This window comes from Trichocoleus sp. FACHB-6, from assembly GCF_014695815.1.
Taxonomy (GTDB): Bacteria; Cyanobacteriota; Cyanobacteriia; order Cyanobacteriales; family FACHB-T130; genus Funiculus; species Funiculus sociatus.
The window spans coordinates 21,857-37,728 of sequence record NZ_JACJOY010000010.1; the positions used below are offsets into that span (position 1 = coordinate 21,857).

The 15,872-nt window shown below is 46.5% G+C and carries 10 protein-coding genes; 8 read left to right on the forward strand and 2 right to left on the reverse strand.

What is annotated here, in order from left to right:
• Positions 1–169 precede the first annotated feature (169 nt).
• The gene (locus H6F66_RS00975; protein WP_190417361.1) at positions 170–1,090 is read right to left on the reverse strand and encodes an EboA family metabolite traffic protein; all 921 of its coding nucleotides are present in this window, start codon (positions 1,088–1,090) and stop codon (positions 170–172) included.
• Positions 1,091–1,256: 166 nt separating this feature from the next.
• The gene (locus tag H6F66_RS00980; protein WP_190417363.1) at positions 1,257–2,075 is read right to left on the reverse strand and encodes a response regulator; all 819 of its coding nucleotides are present in this window, start codon (positions 2,073–2,075) and stop codon (positions 1,257–1,259) included.
• Between the two features lie 848 nt (positions 2,076–2,923).
• Between H6F66_RS00980 and scyA the strand changes: the two genes are divergently transcribed.
• From scyA to H6F66_RS01020, 8 genes are all read left to right on the forward strand, one after another.
• A complete protein-coding gene (gene scyA, locus H6F66_RS00985; RefSeq protein WP_347269315.1) occupies positions 2,924–4,777 on the forward strand; it encodes a scytonemin biosynthesis protein ScyA in 1,854 nt (617 codons plus the stop codon).
• A gap of 247 nt (positions 4,778–5,024) precedes the next feature.
• Entirely contained in the window at positions 5,025–6,086 is a 1,062-nt protein-coding gene (gene scyB / locus H6F66_RS00990; protein ID WP_190417367.1) for a tryptophan dehydrogenase ScyB, read from the forward strand.
• An 11-nt stretch (positions 6,087–6,097) separates the two neighbouring features.
• Entirely contained in the window at positions 6,098–7,048 is a 951-nt protein-coding gene (scyC, locus tag H6F66_RS00995) for a scytonemin biosynthesis cyclase/decarboxylase ScyC (RefSeq protein WP_190417369.1), read from the forward strand.
• 207 nt (positions 7,049–7,255) lie between these two features.
• On the forward strand, positions 7,256–8,527 hold the full coding sequence (locus H6F66_RS01000) for a ScyD/ScyE family protein (protein WP_190417372.1): 1,272 nt from the start codon (positions 7,256–7,258) through the stop codon (positions 8,525–8,527).
• Positions 8,528–8,563: 36 nt separating this feature from the next.
• Positions 8,564–9,943: a ScyD/ScyE family protein gene (locus H6F66_RS01005; RefSeq protein ID WP_190417374.1), complete on the forward strand. Its 1,380-nt coding sequence runs from the start codon at positions 8,564–8,566 to the stop codon at positions 9,941–9,943.
• 103 nt (positions 9,944–10,046) lie between these two features.
• Complete coding sequence (gene scyF / locus H6F66_RS01010) at positions 10,047–11,207, forward strand: scytonemin biosynthesis PEP-CTERM protein ScyF (protein ID WP_190417376.1); 1,161 nt, start codon at positions 10,047–10,049, stop codon at positions 11,205–11,207.
• Positions 11,208–11,340: 133 nt separating this feature from the next.
• Positions 11,341–13,389, forward strand: a complete 2,049-nt coding sequence (locus tag H6F66_RS01015; protein WP_190417378.1) for a hypothetical protein — start codon at positions 11,341–11,343, stop codon at positions 13,387–13,389.
• A 220-nt stretch (positions 13,390–13,609) separates the two neighbouring features.
• The gene (locus tag H6F66_RS01020) at positions 13,610–15,871 is read left to right on the forward strand and encodes an anthranilate synthase (RefSeq protein WP_190417381.1); all 2,262 of its coding nucleotides are present in this window, start codon (positions 13,610–13,612) and stop codon (positions 15,869–15,871) included.
• Position 15,872 lies beyond the last annotated feature (1 nt).

A 15,872-nucleotide genomic window follows, 5' to 3' on the forward strand; every position in this document is an offset into this window, starting at 1 on the left:
AAAACTTTTTCAGATTGTGTCTTATTGCATTCGTATCCCTGGAAATAAACTTCCGGCTGAAAACTTAAACCCGTTAAAACAGGTTGAAACATTTACCAAGAAATAGTGACGATGACTTTAGCTATGAAGCCCCTTAGACGCTTTGCGGCTTCTGGAAGAGTATTTTAGTTCAGGGCTGAATGAATGCCAGAAGTCTATTTTGGCTAAAACTGCTCCAAGTCAGACGACCCTGCTCAATAGATGATTGTAAGTTTGGGTGACGAGCGAGTAGTTCTTGAGCTTGGGGTAAGGGACATTGAGAACAAGCCAAAGCAGCTGCTTCTTGCTGGACTGCATCAGGAGTGTTCAGCACCTTTTCCAAATCCGCTACTATCCGGGTGTCCGCAAACCGCCCGACTGGTCGCCAGAGTTCCGGCGTTACTGGACGTTTAGCCGCCCAACGTTCGTGAGCATAGTCTGCCAACATTCGTGCTAAATTTGGGTTAGCACGACGGTCGAGTCCGACGATGAGATGCAAGGGACTACCGACAAAAACAGCTTTTAGTACCATTTGGTTCCAAGCGTTGTTGTCGAAATAGTCGGCGGGATAAGGGTTTTGCAATGCGATCGCATTAAACACCGAAGTCATATTACTCCGTACTCCCTCGGCAGCTCTGGCGCAAAGCCGTTCTGGGTAGGGTAATATTGGCAAGCTTTGATAGAGAGCGACTAACTCTCCCACGTCGGCGGTGGTGAAGATATGCTCAAGCGATCGCAGATATTTCTCCACATTATCCTGCGGCAGCGCCAGTATCAGTAAGGTGCGAGCCGCTTGATCTACGCTCCAATTACCGGGAAACCAACCTCTTTGTATTGAAAGAGCTGCTTGTAAGTCTTCTGGTGTTAGCTCCAGGTTTTTTTTGCCCGTATAGCGAGGTACAGCACTGAAGGAGGTAAAGAATACTCGCTCCTGATTACCTTCGGCAATCTGCTTTATCTTCTCATCTAGCCAGGTGAGACTTTCTTTGGCGACATTTTGTGCTAGCCAGCAACGGAGTAAGCCGTTTACGCCCTTTAGATCAAGGTCAATTAAAGAATACATAATACTCATTAAAAGGGTTGGCTTTGGTTCAAGGTTCGCCTGGGGTGTGCGAATTGAATACTAGATTACAAAAGTCATGAATTATGAGTTTATAACTCTTCGCCTCCTAACTCCTTACTCTTAACTTTTAAGAATTTAAGGCAAAGTTGCAATGAATAATCTTTTGATACATTGGTCAATTCTTTTGATATTGTTGTGTCTCTAGCTTTATGCGATGAGTGCTTCTCCAGCCTTGAGGAGTTGTATCGTAAAATTGGCGAAATTGGCGGCTGAAATGGCCTGCGTCTTTATAGCCGACTGCTTCAGCAATTTGATTTACTGCCTGGTCGGTTTCTTGGAGTAAGAAAAGCGCCTGTGCCATCCGACGCTTGACAATCCAGCGGTATATACTCTCTCCGGTATGTTGCCGCACTAAGCTAGTCAGGTAAGCCGGAGAGTAACCAAATGCCTGAGCCACATCACAGAGCGTAATCGGTTGATGATAATTACTCTCAATAAAATTGAATATCTCAATCATTTGGGGACATTCAGGAAATATTGACTGCGGAGAAGACGCGCTTGCAGCTTTAGTAGAGGGTGAATCTGATCGCTGGTTCTCAGATGAACTCCACTGTAGTAAGGTAGCTTGTTTTTTCAAACGGGTAGCGATCGCGCTCAGCAATTCCTCTCCCATACAAGGTTTAGTGAGATAGTCATCCGCTCCCAGTTCCATGCCTTTGCGGAGGTCAGGCCGTTCCCCCTTGCAACTGACAAAAATGAAAGGAATAATCGCTGTCAGGGGGTTAGAGCGCAGCGTAGCTAGGACATCGTAACCATTTGTTTCCGGCATTACAATGTCGCAAATTATCAGGTCGGGTAGCTGTTTTTGTGCCTTTTGAATTCCCAATTTACCGTCTTCAGCATCAATAGTGTAGAAACCTCCAGCTTTAAGGCATTCTACAAAGAAATTTCGCGTTGGGGCATTATCCTCAATTACTAAAATTTTTTTCACCATTTTCCCTATTACTCAACACTTACGTATGCGAACACATCCAGTTTCATCAAGTAAGAAGAGAGCTTGAATATTCAAAAAGTGCAAATTTGTAAAACCAATGAAGCACTTCTAGTTTACCAAGCAAATTATGGACTTTTCCTAATCAGGTTAAGCCCTTATTTTTACACATTTTTTTTGGTGAATGAAACAGGATACAGTTACTTGGTGGAGACTAGGTAGATTTTAGATTGGGTTAATCTCTCCTCTACGAAAATTCTCTTTTTAATATTAATATTTGTAAATACTCCTAAAGGTAGAGATAAGAAACATCGTGTGTTTGTCTATACAAGGCAAGTCAATAGAATATAAACTGATTAAATTCATAGGGCTTTAAGCCTTGCTGTGAGCCAATCACAGCGAGATATGCGGCAATACTTACGTATATATAAAGAACAAAATCGAAAGAATTGACAAATACATCAATAGATTGTTCATTGCAGCCCCCCCTTAAAGTTTTGTAAGCTTCTTTACAGGGAAGACCGAACACGAAAGTGCTGTTAACTCAAATTTAATAATTAACAGAGTGAGCAAGCACTAAAAAACACAAAACGAACAAAGAAAACTTGTTGCGTTCTCATGAAAAAATTAGGTTAGTGAATCTGACGCAACAGAAAGAACGTAGTTTAAGCCTATTAAAGCGCTTAACTTTAATTTAAGAATTTTAATCGGGCAGTCGAGGCATAAAGAGAAGGCACTCCTAGAGATTACATATTCTCGCTGCTGCTGGGTGATGTTCAAGTTTTTAAGAAGCATACAGGGACTTGCTTCAACTTCCTAGAAGTAATCGAAACCAAACGACCGAAAACTATATACCAACTTTTCCAATGAGCATTGAGTCCTACAAAGCATTCGCAACAGATACCTACACCTATGTAGATTCCGCGCCAGCCGATCCGACGCGCAATTATCAAAGCATCGATGACTCAAATACCAAGCCTGTTCTTAGCAACCACTCGGAAGCATCCCTTAGTGTCACCGAAGCGATCGCTTCAATGCTGGAAGAATTAGGAGTAAGCTACGCTTTTGGTGTCGCCGGGGGTGCAATGGCATCGCTTTGGGGTTCCCTGTCTAATAGCCTAATGCAGGTGCTTAACTTTCGTCATGAAAGCGGAGCCGCCTTTGCAGCCGTTGAAGCGTACTTTGCCACAGGTCGTCCAGCTGTCGTATTCACCACAGCCGGGCCAGGAATCACCAACGCGCTGACCGGGCTGTTTGCAGCGCGTGGTGAGGGTGCAAAGGTGATTCTCCTGTCAGCTTGCACCACAGCACCGCAACGCGGGCGCTGGGCTATCCAAGAAACCAGCGGATACACATTGCCGAAATCCGGGATATTTAGTTCAGGCGAGTTGTTCAACTATGCAACAACTATTGAGTCTCCTGAAGAACTTCCACAGATTTTTCGCAGACTTGCTTTGGGACTGTCACAGCCGGGCGGCTTTGTCGCCCATTTGAGTATTCCCACCGGAGTGCAGACAAGTTTGGTGAATACATCTTTGCCTCGGTTAGACCTGTCTCATTCTCTGTTCGCGCCGAGTTCCGAAGCGATCGCAAAATGCGTACAGATGCTATCACAAGGATCGTTTGCCATCTGGGTTGGCTTCGGGGCGCGGGGTGCAGGGGATGCAATTCGCCAACTTGCCGAAAAAACCGGGGCGGCTGTGATGTGTTCGCCGCGTGGTAAGGGCATCTTCCCAGAAGATCATCCTCAGTTTGTCGGTGTCACAGGCTTGGGCGGTCATGCTTCCGTACTGACATATATGCAAGAGCAACCGCCTTTGCATACCCTGGTACTGGGAACGCGACTCGGCGAACCTACTTCTTTCTGGAGTAATTCGCTGGTTCCCTCTGGGGGATTCATTCATGTTGATATTGACCCGGAAGTGCCGGGGGTTGCCTATCCATTTGTGAAAACGTTGCCCGTTCAATCTGACGTAGGCGTGTTTGTAGAAGCCTTGCTGAAGCAATTGCCAGAACGCCCTAGCGGGTCAGAGGCGGTGTCCCTGCCTAATCCTGAACGGGAAGCGATCGCTCCCGGCGCAGACAGCCCAGTGCGCCCGGAAATACTCATGGATGCAATTCAACGCACCATCGTCGAAGGCAGTGATGCAATAGTAATGGCAGAGTGCGGAAACTCATTTACTTGGGCAACTCACCTGCTGCGATTTTCCCAATCAAATCGTTACCGAGTCAGCACCGGAGTTGGATCGATGGGTCATACTGTCGCGGGTGTTGTCGGTGCAGCCCAAGCACGAAATGGCAAAGCTGTTGCCATTGTCGGAGATGGAGCCATGCTGATGAACAACGAAATCAGCACAGCTGTGAAATACCAAATTCCCGCCGTTTGGATTGTACTTAACGATGCCCGCTACAATATGTGCCATCAAGGGATGACATTGCTGGGACTCAAAGGTGCAGATGCGGCAATTCCCCCAGCGAATTTCGTTCAGATTGCTTGCGGGATGGGAGCTGAAGGGATTCGCGTCGAAAAAGAGTCTGATCTGCAAGCGGCATTAGAGAAAGCGATCGCATCCACCGTCCCCTTCGTTGTCGATGTCGCTATCGATGCCAATCGACCTGCACCATCCAAAGGGCGTAATCAGAGTCTTGCTGCACAAGGAGCCGTATCAACCCCGGTTAAGCACCTTTCATTCCCATTAGTTTAACCAAACTAGGGAAAAAGTAATTTTTAGGTTGGGTTTACCGTGTGGAAACCCAACAACTTACTAAGGGAATCTTCAAGCCCCTCCCCGCGTAGGGGTGAGGTTGGGGAGCGAAAAGTTTGATCAGAGCCTTCCTCCGCTCAAAGCTTTTCAAGAGAGAGGTTTCTTCGCGGCGAGACCCAACCTACCTTCTCTCCCACTCCCCAATCCCCAGTCCCCAATCCCTAATTAGGCGTATCAGGAGAGCTGTGTGAAACTGTTTGAAACTACGAAAGAAATGGGTCATGAGCAAGTTCTCTTCTGCCATGACAAAGAATCAAATCTTAAAGCAATTATCGCCATCCATGACACCGGGCTAGGTTCCGCGATGGGTGCAACACGTCTGTGGCCTTATGTAACCGAAGAAGATGCCTTGCGAGACGCACTTCGTCTTAGTCGCGGAATGACCTACAAAGCAGCCTGTGCAAACATTCCAGTCGGCGGCGGAAAAGCAGTAATTATTGCTAATCCGGAAAATAAAACCGATGAACTTTTCAGAGCCTACGGACGTTTTGTAGAAAGCCTAAACGGACGTTTTATTACCGGGCAAGATGTAAATCTTTCCCCTGAAGATGTTCGTCAAATTAGTAAAGAAACAAATCATGTTGTCGGTACTTCCGAAAAATCGGGAGGCCCAGCACCCATAACATCTATAGGAGTTCTTTTAGGAATCAAAGCTGCTACAGAGTTCCGGTTGCAAAGAAATGAACTTGCTGGTTTAAAAGTTGCAGTACAAGGACTGGGAAATGTAGGCAAGAATCTCTGTCAGCGCTTACATGAACATGACGTGAAACTCTTTGTCACCGATGTAAGTAAAGAGAAGACAGAAGAGATAAAACGTTTATATGGGGCAACCGTTGTTGAACCCAACGAAATTTACTCTCTTGATGTTGATGTTTTTGCTCCTTGTGCATTAGGAGGAATTCTTAATAGTTCTACAATTCCTCAGCTTAAAGCTCTAATTGTGGCTGGTGCTGCAAATAACCAGCTTGAAAATGAGCATATACACAGTAAACTCCTTGAATCAAAGGGAATCCTCTATTGCCCAGATTACGTAATCAACGCTGGAGGATTAATCAACGTTTACAACGAAATGATTGGATATGAGGAGGAAAAAGCTTTAAGCCAATTAAATAACATCTACAGCACTTTATTAGAGATTTTTGAAAGTGCTGAGAAAGAAGGTTATACAACTTATGAAGCTTCTAAAGTTTTGGCTGAAAAGCGAATTCTGAAAGCTAAGCATATCAAGCTTATGCAGCAAACAAATTGAAGGAGTGAACTGTGGAAAGAAATACGTTTGCAACGTCTGCTTATATTGCAACTTCGCCGGAGATAGCCTTTGACTACCTGTGTAGTTTAAAAAATCTGGACGAGTGGACTCTCTTCAGCCGGATGGTAGAGCAAGTTGATGAAGATACCTGGCTGGGAACAGCATCTGGCTATCACAAAAATCTCTACTATCACGTTAAAAAACTAGAAAATCCGCTATTCTACGGCATTGAATGGCACTGCGGATTTGAGTATCAGAAATATTTTCAAGTTTACCCTGTGCTGCTTTTTCCCGCTGACTACATTGAGCCGGGAACTGATGAAAAAGGAGTCTATTTTCACTGGCTCAGTTTTGTCGATCCAAAACGACAAACTCAGATGATTATGCAGGGAATTCACACGGTACACACTTCCGAGTGTCGTTCTCTCAAAGGTGTTTTGGAACGCAAAGGTGGCCTTACCGCAGCAGCGAAAGGGCGCTACTTTATCGATACTGACACCATCTATGTTGATGCGCCAATTGAAATCGGGGTTGAATACTTAAAAGACTTACGGAACATAGATGAGTGGGCGCATTTACTACGACCAAATGGAGAAATAAGTCCTGAATTTGGTGAATTCAAGGATGAATATGACCAGAAGGTGAAAGTTTCTCTAAGACTGCATACTTTGAGCAAATATTACTTGCTTGAGCAGGAAAATTTCTATCCAGACTACGACTTTTATCAGCGGTCTGTGGCGCTGATAATCCCAACATCTTATGCTTTCGGAGACCCGGAAGCTCCTGGGTTCATCCTGCATCGGATTACATTTTGGAAAACAGGTGAAACTCTCGCCCACGGCAAACTCCAGATTGAGGATTTTGGGGCTGAGAGCATGAACATTAAGCGATTCGCAGAAGCGAAAGCTGGCAACGTTAAGTCCTTTGATCGTGGGATGAGTTATGTACCAGTTAGCCATTAGCTGTTTGCTAATAGCTAAGAGGATGTCTGAAAAGTCATAATCGAGACTCTTAGATGGTGGAGATCCTCCTGGCATACTTCTTAAAAAGGGGGACTAAGACTTGATTCTCCACCGTTGAAAAGGGGGCTGGGGAGATCAAACTAGCTTTTGACACTTCTGGGACATCCTCTAATTCTCAAAAATTACTTAGAGCCAATATCGCCTGAGATGAAAGTAAAGCAATTTCCTATTGCATTTCTAACTTTTTGTAGTGTCGCTGTTGTGGGAGCAAAAGCCGCAGAAGCAGTATCTTTTACAATACTTGCGGACGGTCTTGATAATGCAAAGGGTCTTAGCTTTGGCCCTGACGGTGCGCTGTATGTTACAGAGGCGGGAACGGGGGGAAACGGGGTTTGCGTTCCATCACCGAGCGCCCAAGGCGATTCTTTATGTTATGGAACAAGTGGTGCAGTAACCAAAATTGAGAATGGGACTTTCAAGCGGATACTTACCGGACTTCCTTCGGTAGCATTACCAGACGGTACGGGAGCAGCTGGCCCTCACGATATAAAATTTGATGCCAAAGGTTCGCCTTATGTTCTGCTTGGGTATGCTGCTAATCCAGCTTTACGCGATCGCATAATCGGTGACACTGACCTTGGCAAAATCATCTCTCCCGACTTCAATACAAATTCGTGGAGCAGTATTGCAGATTTAGCTAACTATGAACTCGCTAACAATCCCGATGGCGGCGATTTAGTTAGCAATCCCTTGGATTTTCTCATAGATGGCAATAACTTTGTTGTAGTTGATGCAGGTGCGAACGACTTGCTGGGTCTAGGGATTAATGGGGACGATTTGAGAGCGATCGCGCTCCTTCCCACCCAGATATTGACTAATCCAGTCTTTCCAGGTCCTGACTCCGTACCTTTCGATCCCGGACAGGTACCTCCTATTGGTAGTCTTCCTGATACACCACCATTGCAGTTTCCAGTTCAACCAGTACCCTCAGCTGTGGCAAAAGGTTTGGATGGTGCTTATTACGTCAGCGAATTTACTGGTTTTCCTTTTCCAGAAGGTGGAGCAAAAATCTATCGTGTTGGTGCTGATGGTCAACCAACTGTCTACGCTGATGGCTTTACGCAACTAACAGACTTGGAATTTGATGCTGCGGGTAATTTGTATGCCTTGCAGTACGCCAATCAGTCAGCCTGGAAAGGTAATTTAGAGGCAAGTCTCTTCAAAATAACCCCAGATGGCGATCGCACAACTCTCCTGGGCGGTAATGGCCTAGAGTCGCCTACTTCCCTAACTCTGGGCCCCGATGGTGCAATCTACGTCACAAATCGCGGCGGTCGCCCTGGACAAGGGCAAGTCCTAAGAATTGATCCCAAACCTGTGCCAGATCCTAGTTCTGCTATAGCCTTATTCACCCTTGGCATAGGTGTTGCTCGGATGCGGAAGCGTAAATGTGCGATCGCAGATCGTCAAGTCAACTAACAAACTTTCATTCACTTAAATCCAACTTTGCGACACATGAAACTCAAGCAATTTACTCTGACATTTCTGATTGGTCTTACCGCTATTACCGGAACCAAAGCCGCCCAAGCTGCATCGTTGACTGTGGTTGTGGATGGAGTTAGTAACGCACGCGCTGTTAGTTTTGGTCCTGACGGTACGCTCTACGTAGCCGAGCCTGGTATCGGAGGAAATGGCAAGTGTCAGGCATCACCTAGTACGATATTTCAGCCGATCTGCGCTGGAAATAGTGGCTCAGTTGTCAAACTTACGCCAGACGGTCAGCAGTCGCGGATATTTCAAAACTTCCAGTCTCTAGCAGAACAACCCTCTGGAAATCAAGGAGCTGGTCCTCAGGATCTACAATTTGATTCTTTTGGTAATGCTTATCTTCTAACTGGGTTTGCTGGTTATCCGGGAAATCGTGATGCAGAAACAATTGCCCTTGGCGCTAATTTTCCAATCCCACCAACGCAACTCGCTACTTTCCCTCCAGCCGCACCCGATGAAGTCTTAAATACTTCTAACTTGGCAAAACTGTTCAAAGCTGATTTGATCACGCAAGAGCTAACTGAGATTTTCGACTTCGGCAAATATGAAATCATTAATAATCCTGACGGTGGAGACGTAGTTACCAATCCCTACGACTTGACTATTAGTGGCGATACTGCTTATGTCATTGATGGCGGTGGGAACGTAGCCTATAGCCTCAAACTTGATGGCAGTGATGCAAAAGCAGTTGCACTTCCTCTGAACATCATTACTAACCCAAAACTTCCACCACTTCCACCAGGAGTAGAGCTTCCACCAGGGCTAATAAACTTTCTACCTCCAGATGAGGCAGGAAACCCTCGGATCACAATTCAATCCGTACCCACTGGTGGGGCAATTGGTCCCGATGGTGCTTTATATGTTGGTGAATATTCAGGCTTTCCCTATCCACAAGATCAAGCGCGGATCTTCCGAATTGGGGAGAATGGTATACCAGAAGTTTATGCTGAAGGGTTTAACGCAATTACAGAACTAACGTTTGATAAGCAAGGCAACTTGCTAGTCTTACAGTTCAGCGACCTGTCACAGTTAACAAGTCCGAACATCCAGAACTTGCCTGGTTCTTTAATTCAACTAGCTCCTGATGGGACTCGCACAACCCTCGTCGCTGCGGGTGAAGGGCTGGAATCGGCTGATGGTCTTGCTATTGGTCCTGACAACCAAATTTATGTCACAACACGCGGTGTTGGACCCGGGCGAGGACAAGTCGTTCGGGTTGATACCACACCAGTTCCCGAACCCGCTTCGGTACTGGGTTTATTAGCCATTGGCACAATAACTGCTGTTGCCAGAAAGGGCAACAAACAAAAACACAAAAACAGTAAAGCTTTGACAGAGACGATCTAACAACTTTTGGTAGATACCTTAACGCATGGTTGCGATCGCCTGAATGAAAAAAGTGTAGCGCGATCGCAACCATATAAACTCACCCAACCAGGAATTCAATCTTATGGGATTAGTAAAAAATCTTTCAATTGCCATTCTCAGTACCGGATTCATAGTTGCAGCAGCAACTGAAGCCAAATCGCTAACTTTAACCTACGAGCGTAGTATTGGCAGTCCTGGTTTCGGCCCTGGGCAGCTGTTTGTTCCCCAAGGCATAGCAGTGGATGCCTCTGGGAATACCCTCATAAGTAACGGTCGCGGTCTTAACCCAGACGGCAGTTTTAACCCGGACATCGGTAACAAAGTTGAAGTATTCGACCCTCAAGGTAACTATATAGGAGCAATTGGCGAGGGCGGCAAAGGCCCCGGACAATTTGACGAGCCATCAGCTTTAGAAATTGATCCGGATACTGGGAATTTGTATGTAGGGGATGTTTTCAACAACCGCGTTAATGTCTACGATCCCCAAGGTAATTTTATTAACTCCTTTGGCTCATTTGCCGGACTCATACCGGGTAGGGCTTTCTTTGGCCCCTCTGGTGTGACATTCGACAAAGCTGGCAATGTGTATGTGGGTGATTTTAGCGGCGACAAGATCAACAAATACACTAAGGACGGCGAGCTAATCGGTTCCATTGGCAGCTCTGGAACCGAACCTGGGCAGTTCCAAGGGCCAGCAGGTTTGAGAATTTCCCCAGTTAGTGGAAATTTCTTTGTGAGTGACCAGTTTAACAACCGCGTTCAGGTACTCGATCCAGAAGGTAATCCTATCTTGACGTTTGGCAAACAAGGCACCGGGCCTGGAGAGTTTAATCAGCCAATTGGACTAGAAGTGGATGAGTTTGAGAATATTTATGTGGCTGATTCTATCAACAGCCGCGTTCAGGTATTCGATAAAAACGGTAACTTCCTCACTGCATTTGGTTCAGCTGTCGCAGCACCACCTCCCCAACTAGGTGAGCCACCCTTTGGCAATCCCCTCGACCTCTCACCAGGGAAATTTAACTGGACGGCTGGCACAAGCTACAAAGATGACAAACTCTATGTGGGCGATTTCTTCCAAGGTCGCGTCCAGGTGTTAAACATAGACAGAACCGCAGTACCTGAACCTTCCTCCGTATTGAGTTTAGCGTTCCTGGGGATTGGAGCGGCGGCGACATTGAGAAAACGACAACAAAAGTCAGTCATCGATTTGACAAGCGATCGCGATCGCACTGCTGTTTAGCAACTAAACACGAGACAGAAGCGGGGAGTATTGAAAAACCGAAGACAAGCGTCATAAAGCAAGTGCAGGTTTGTCTTTTTGATGTTCCTCCGTCTCTAACCAATTTTTTCCTAAAATAAGAGGACTATTACTGATGGACGCAAATGAATCCAGCGGTAGCAACCCGTTTGCTGGTGGCAACCCATCATCTACTGGTAACAGCAACCCAAATAGCGGTGGCACCTTGCCTCGGCAATCACCCTTTGATCGGCTGTCTGTAGTTCTTGGTGATAACTCACCCTTTGGTGGAAGCGGTTCTCCTACAGGTGGTAACTCTTCCTTTAACGACCTACCCTATGGTGGCAACCCGTTTGCTGGCGACAATCTCTTCACTATCTTCGGTGGCGGTGCCAACCCCCTGAGTCGTAGCAACTCATCTACTGGTGGAAGCAATCCATTTGCTGGTGGCGGCGGAAGCAATCCATTCGCTGGTGGCGGTGGAAGCAACCCGTTTGCTGGCGGCGGTACTGGCGGCGGAAGCAACCCGTTTGCTGGTGGCAGTACTGGCGGTGGAAGCAATCCGTTCGCTGGCGGCAGTAGTGGTGGCGGAAGCAATCCTTTTGCTGGTGGCGGTGGAAGTAACCCGTTTGCTGGCGGCGGTACTGGCGGTGGAAGCAACCCGTTTGCTGGCGGCGGTAGTGGCGGCGGAAGCAACCCGTTCGCTGGCGGCGGTAGTGGTGGCGGAAGCAATCCTTTTGCTGGTGGCGGTGGAAGTAACCCGTTTGCTGGTGGCGGTACTGGCGGTGGAAGCAATCCGTTCGCTGGCGGCAGTAGTGGCGGTGGAAGTAACCCGTTTGCTGACGGCGGTAGTGGCGGTGGAAGTAACCCGTTTGCTGGTGGCGGTGGAAGCAACCCGTTTGCTGGCGGCGGTACTAGCGGTGGAAGTAACCCGTTTGCTGGTGGCGGTACTGGCGGCGGAAGCAATCCGTTCGCTGGCGGCAGTAGTGGTGGCGGAAGCAATCCTTTTGCTGGTGGCGGTACTGGCGGTGGAAGTAACCCGTTTGCTGGTGGCGGTACTGGCGGTGGAAGCAATCCGTTCGCTGGCGGCAGTAGTGGCGGTGGAAGTAACCCGTTCGCTGGTGGCGGTGGAAGTAATCCTTTTGCTGGCGGTAGTGGCGGCGGAAGCAATCCATTCGCTGGTGGTAGCGGCGGTGGAAGTAATCCTTTTGCTGGTGGCGGTGGAAGTAATCCTTTTGCTGGCGGTAGTGGCGGCGGAAGCAATCCATTCGCTGGTGGTAGCGGCGGTGGAAGTAATCCTTTTGCTGGCGGTAGCGGCGGTGGAAGCAATCCCTTTGCTGGCGGTAGTGGTGGCGGAAGCAATCCTTTTGCTGGCGGTAGTGGCGGTGGAAGTAATCCGTTCGCTGGCGGTACTGGCGGTGGAAGCAATCCTTTTGCTGGCGGTAGTGGCGGTGGAAGTAATCCGTTTGCTGGTGGTGGTGACGTATCGTTCAATAGTAGCAACGCACCCATTGGGAATGGTAACTCGGACATCGGAAGCGATAACGCAACCATCGGCAATGGTAACTCGGACTTCAGTAGCGACAACGCAACCATTGGTAATGGTAATTGGCAATTTGGAAGCGATAACGCAACCATCGGTAATGGTAACTGGCATTGGGACTTCAGCAGCGACAATGCAACCATTGGCAATGGCAATTGGTATTTAGACTACGTTAGCGATAACGCAACCTTGGGTAATGGTAATTGGCACTTCGGAAGCAATAACTCAACTATCGGTAACGGTAACTGGGACTTCGGAAGTAACAACACGGTCATTGGGAATGGCAATTGGCTGTTCACCAGTAATAACACAGTCGTTGGTAATGGCAACTGGTTAGTTGATGGTGACAACATCACCAGCCCGGAAACATTATTGCCAGAGATAAAGACTACTGTTGACGACTTGATTAACTCCCTCATGGGCAGGATTGGTGAAGACTTTATTGGGTTAACAGGCAATTTAGGGGAATCGGAAAGTCAGACGTTTAACCGACTCATCCTTGCCAAAGATACTGGTACTAATGACGGTAATGTTCAGTCTGTACCTGAGCCTGGATTTTCAACACCGCTGGTAGTGCTGGGGGTCTCATTTTTACTGTATTCAAGGCTCAAAAAGCGGAGTAGACAGAAGCTTAGCGTCTGATACTAATTAACTGTTTTAATGCCACATTTAAGATTCCCTCAACCCCCTTTTAAAGGGGGTTGAGAAGAAGCTTAAGTGTAACCGCCAAAAAAGCGAATTGGTATGAGATTGCCACATAGGGAAAATATTGGCAAAAGCAAAATTTGAGTCTAAGTTGGGTAACTTTCTCAAATAGGGCTGTTAATACCGACTTTTAACTAGAATTTGGATTGACTTTATTATGTTTTTTGATTCCCACAGCTATATAACCAGAGGCGGCGTTAACATAACTCGTTCCATAATCGAGATTTCAATGGAAACTGCCATTGAAGAGATTTTGGGACGCATTAATTCTCAGCGAGGAGGTTTGCTTGCAAGCAGCTACGAATACCCAGGAAGATACAAGAGATGGGCTATAGGTTTTGTTAATCCACCCCTGGAACTCGCTACACGCGATCGCTCTTTCACTCTGACTGCACTTAACGAGCGCGGGGTCGTGCTTTTGGCTTATTTGGCAGAGCGTTTAAAGTCGCGATCGCAACTTCAGGAAATCACTCTGGAAAAGTATTTTATCACTGGTTCTATAAAACCAACAGAAGAATCTTTCCCAGAAGAAGAACGTAGCAAGCAACCTTCTGTTTTCACTATTGTTCGTGATATTCTACATTCTTTTTACAGCATTGAAGATGAACATCTGGGGTTATATGGTGCGTTTGGCTACGACTTGGTATATCAGTTTGAGTCAGTTTCCCAGCTTCAAGAACGTCCAGCCGATCAGCGGGATTTGGTGCTATATCTGCCTGATGAATTGACGATAGTTGACTACTACCTTCAGAGCGCATATCGTATCCAATATGAATTTGATACTGTGCATGGTAATACCAATGGTTTACCTCGTACAGGTGAGGTAATTGATTACAAAGGCAAGTGTCTTACCCGAAATCAAATATCTGATCATGCACCGGGAGAATACGCCAACCAAGTTAACAAAGCACTTGATTACTTCAAAAGAGGCGATTTATTTGAGGTTGTTCCCAGCCAAAGCTTTTTTGAAGTATGCGAAACCTCCCCAGCTAAACTGTTCCAAACATTAAAGCAAATAAATCCTAGCCCCTATGGGTTTATCTTTAATTTAGGTGGGGAATATCTGATTGGTGCATCTCCAGAGATGTTTGTCCGTGTTGAAGGAAGGCGTATTGAAACGTGTCCGATCAGCGGTACGATCGTGCGCGGACAAGATGCTATTGATGACGCGGATCGTATTCGTCAGTTGCTCAATTCCCGCAAGGATGAATCTGAGTTAACAATGTGTACTGATGTCGATCGTAATGACAAATCTCGCATTTGCGAACCTGGATCAGTAAGAGTAATTGGTCGTCGCCAAATTGAGTTATACAGTCACTTAATCCATACAGTAGATCATGTTGAGGGAATATTACGGCCTGAGTTTGATGCTTTGGATGCCTTTTTAAGTCATACTTGGGCAGTGACGGTGACGGGCGCTCCAAAACGGGCAGCAATGCAGTTTATTGAACAGCACGAACGTAGCGCCCGACGTTGGTATGGTGGAGCCGTTGGATGCTTAACTTTTAATGGCAATTTGAACACTGGTTTAATTCTGCGGACTATGCGTTTGAAAGATGCGATCGCAGAAGTTCGAGTTGGTGCTACTGTTCTTTATGACTCGGTTCCAGAAGCGGAAGAACGGGAAACTCTCACTAAGGCAGAAGCTCTTTTTCAAACAATTCGCCAAGCTAAACAAACGAGTGTTGAAGTGCCAAATAGTTCGGTAGTTGGCGAGGGAAAAGTTCGTTTTGGAGAAAACAAGCGTGTCTTACTAATTGATTATGAAGACTCGTTTGTGCATACACTTGCTAACTACATTCGCCAGACTGGTGCTACAGTCACAACGCTACGTCATGGGTTCTCAGAAGAAATTCTTGATAGTAATCCAGACTTGGTTGTTTTATCTCCTGGCCCTGGCAGACCCAGTGAATTTCATGTACCAGAAATGGTAAAAGCTTGCGTACAGCGACAAATTCCCATCTTCGGAGTTTGTTTAGGGTTGCAAGGAATTGTTGAAGCTTTCGGCGGTGAACTGGGAGTTCTCAACTATCCACAACATGGTAAGCCATCGCGTGTTTTTGTCACAGATTCAGAATCGGGACTTTTCCAAAACTTACCGCAATCTTTTGAAGTCGGTAGATATCACTCATTGTTTGCTCTGCAAGATTCATTGCCTGAAGAACTGAAAGTTACAGCTATTTCCCATGATGATGTGATTATGGGAATTGAGCATAAGATACTCCCGATCGCCGCAGTCCAGTTCCACCCAGAATCTATCATGACGCTTGGTGGAGAAGTTGGTCTGGCGATTATTATCAACGCGATCCGTACCTATGCAAAAGGTAGTGATTCCTCAAATATGGTGGAAATGACTGTTCAGGAAAATCTGGATGGAAATTTGCAAGTTAATTCCGACTTTTCCACTGTCCGACATTAAA

Coding starts and splice junctions, on each gene's coding strand:
- H6F66_RS01020 (WP_190417381.1), top strand. CDS start 13,610: ATGTTTTTTGATTCCCACAGCTATATAACCAGAGGCGGCGTTAACATA.
- H6F66_RS01000 (WP_190417372.1), top strand. CDS start 7,256: ATGAAAGTAAAGCAATTTCCTATTGCATTTCTAACTTTTTGTAGTGTC.
- H6F66_RS00975 (WP_190417361.1), bottom strand. CDS start 1,090: ATGAGTATTATGTATTCTTTAATTGACCTTGATCTAAAGGGCGTAAAC.
- H6F66_RS00980 (WP_190417363.1), bottom strand. CDS start 2,075: ATGGTGAAAAAAATTTTAGTAATTGAGGATAATGCCCCAACGCGAAAT.
- H6F66_RS01005 (WP_190417374.1), top strand. CDS start 8,564: ATGAAACTCAAGCAATTTACTCTGACATTTCTGATTGGTCTTACCGCT.
- H6F66_RS01015 (WP_190417378.1), top strand. CDS start 11,341: ATGGACGCAAATGAATCCAGCGGTAGCAACCCGTTTGCTGGTGGCAAC.
- scyF (WP_190417376.1), top strand. CDS start 10,047: ATGGGATTAGTAAAAAATCTTTCAATTGCCATTCTCAGTACCGGATTC.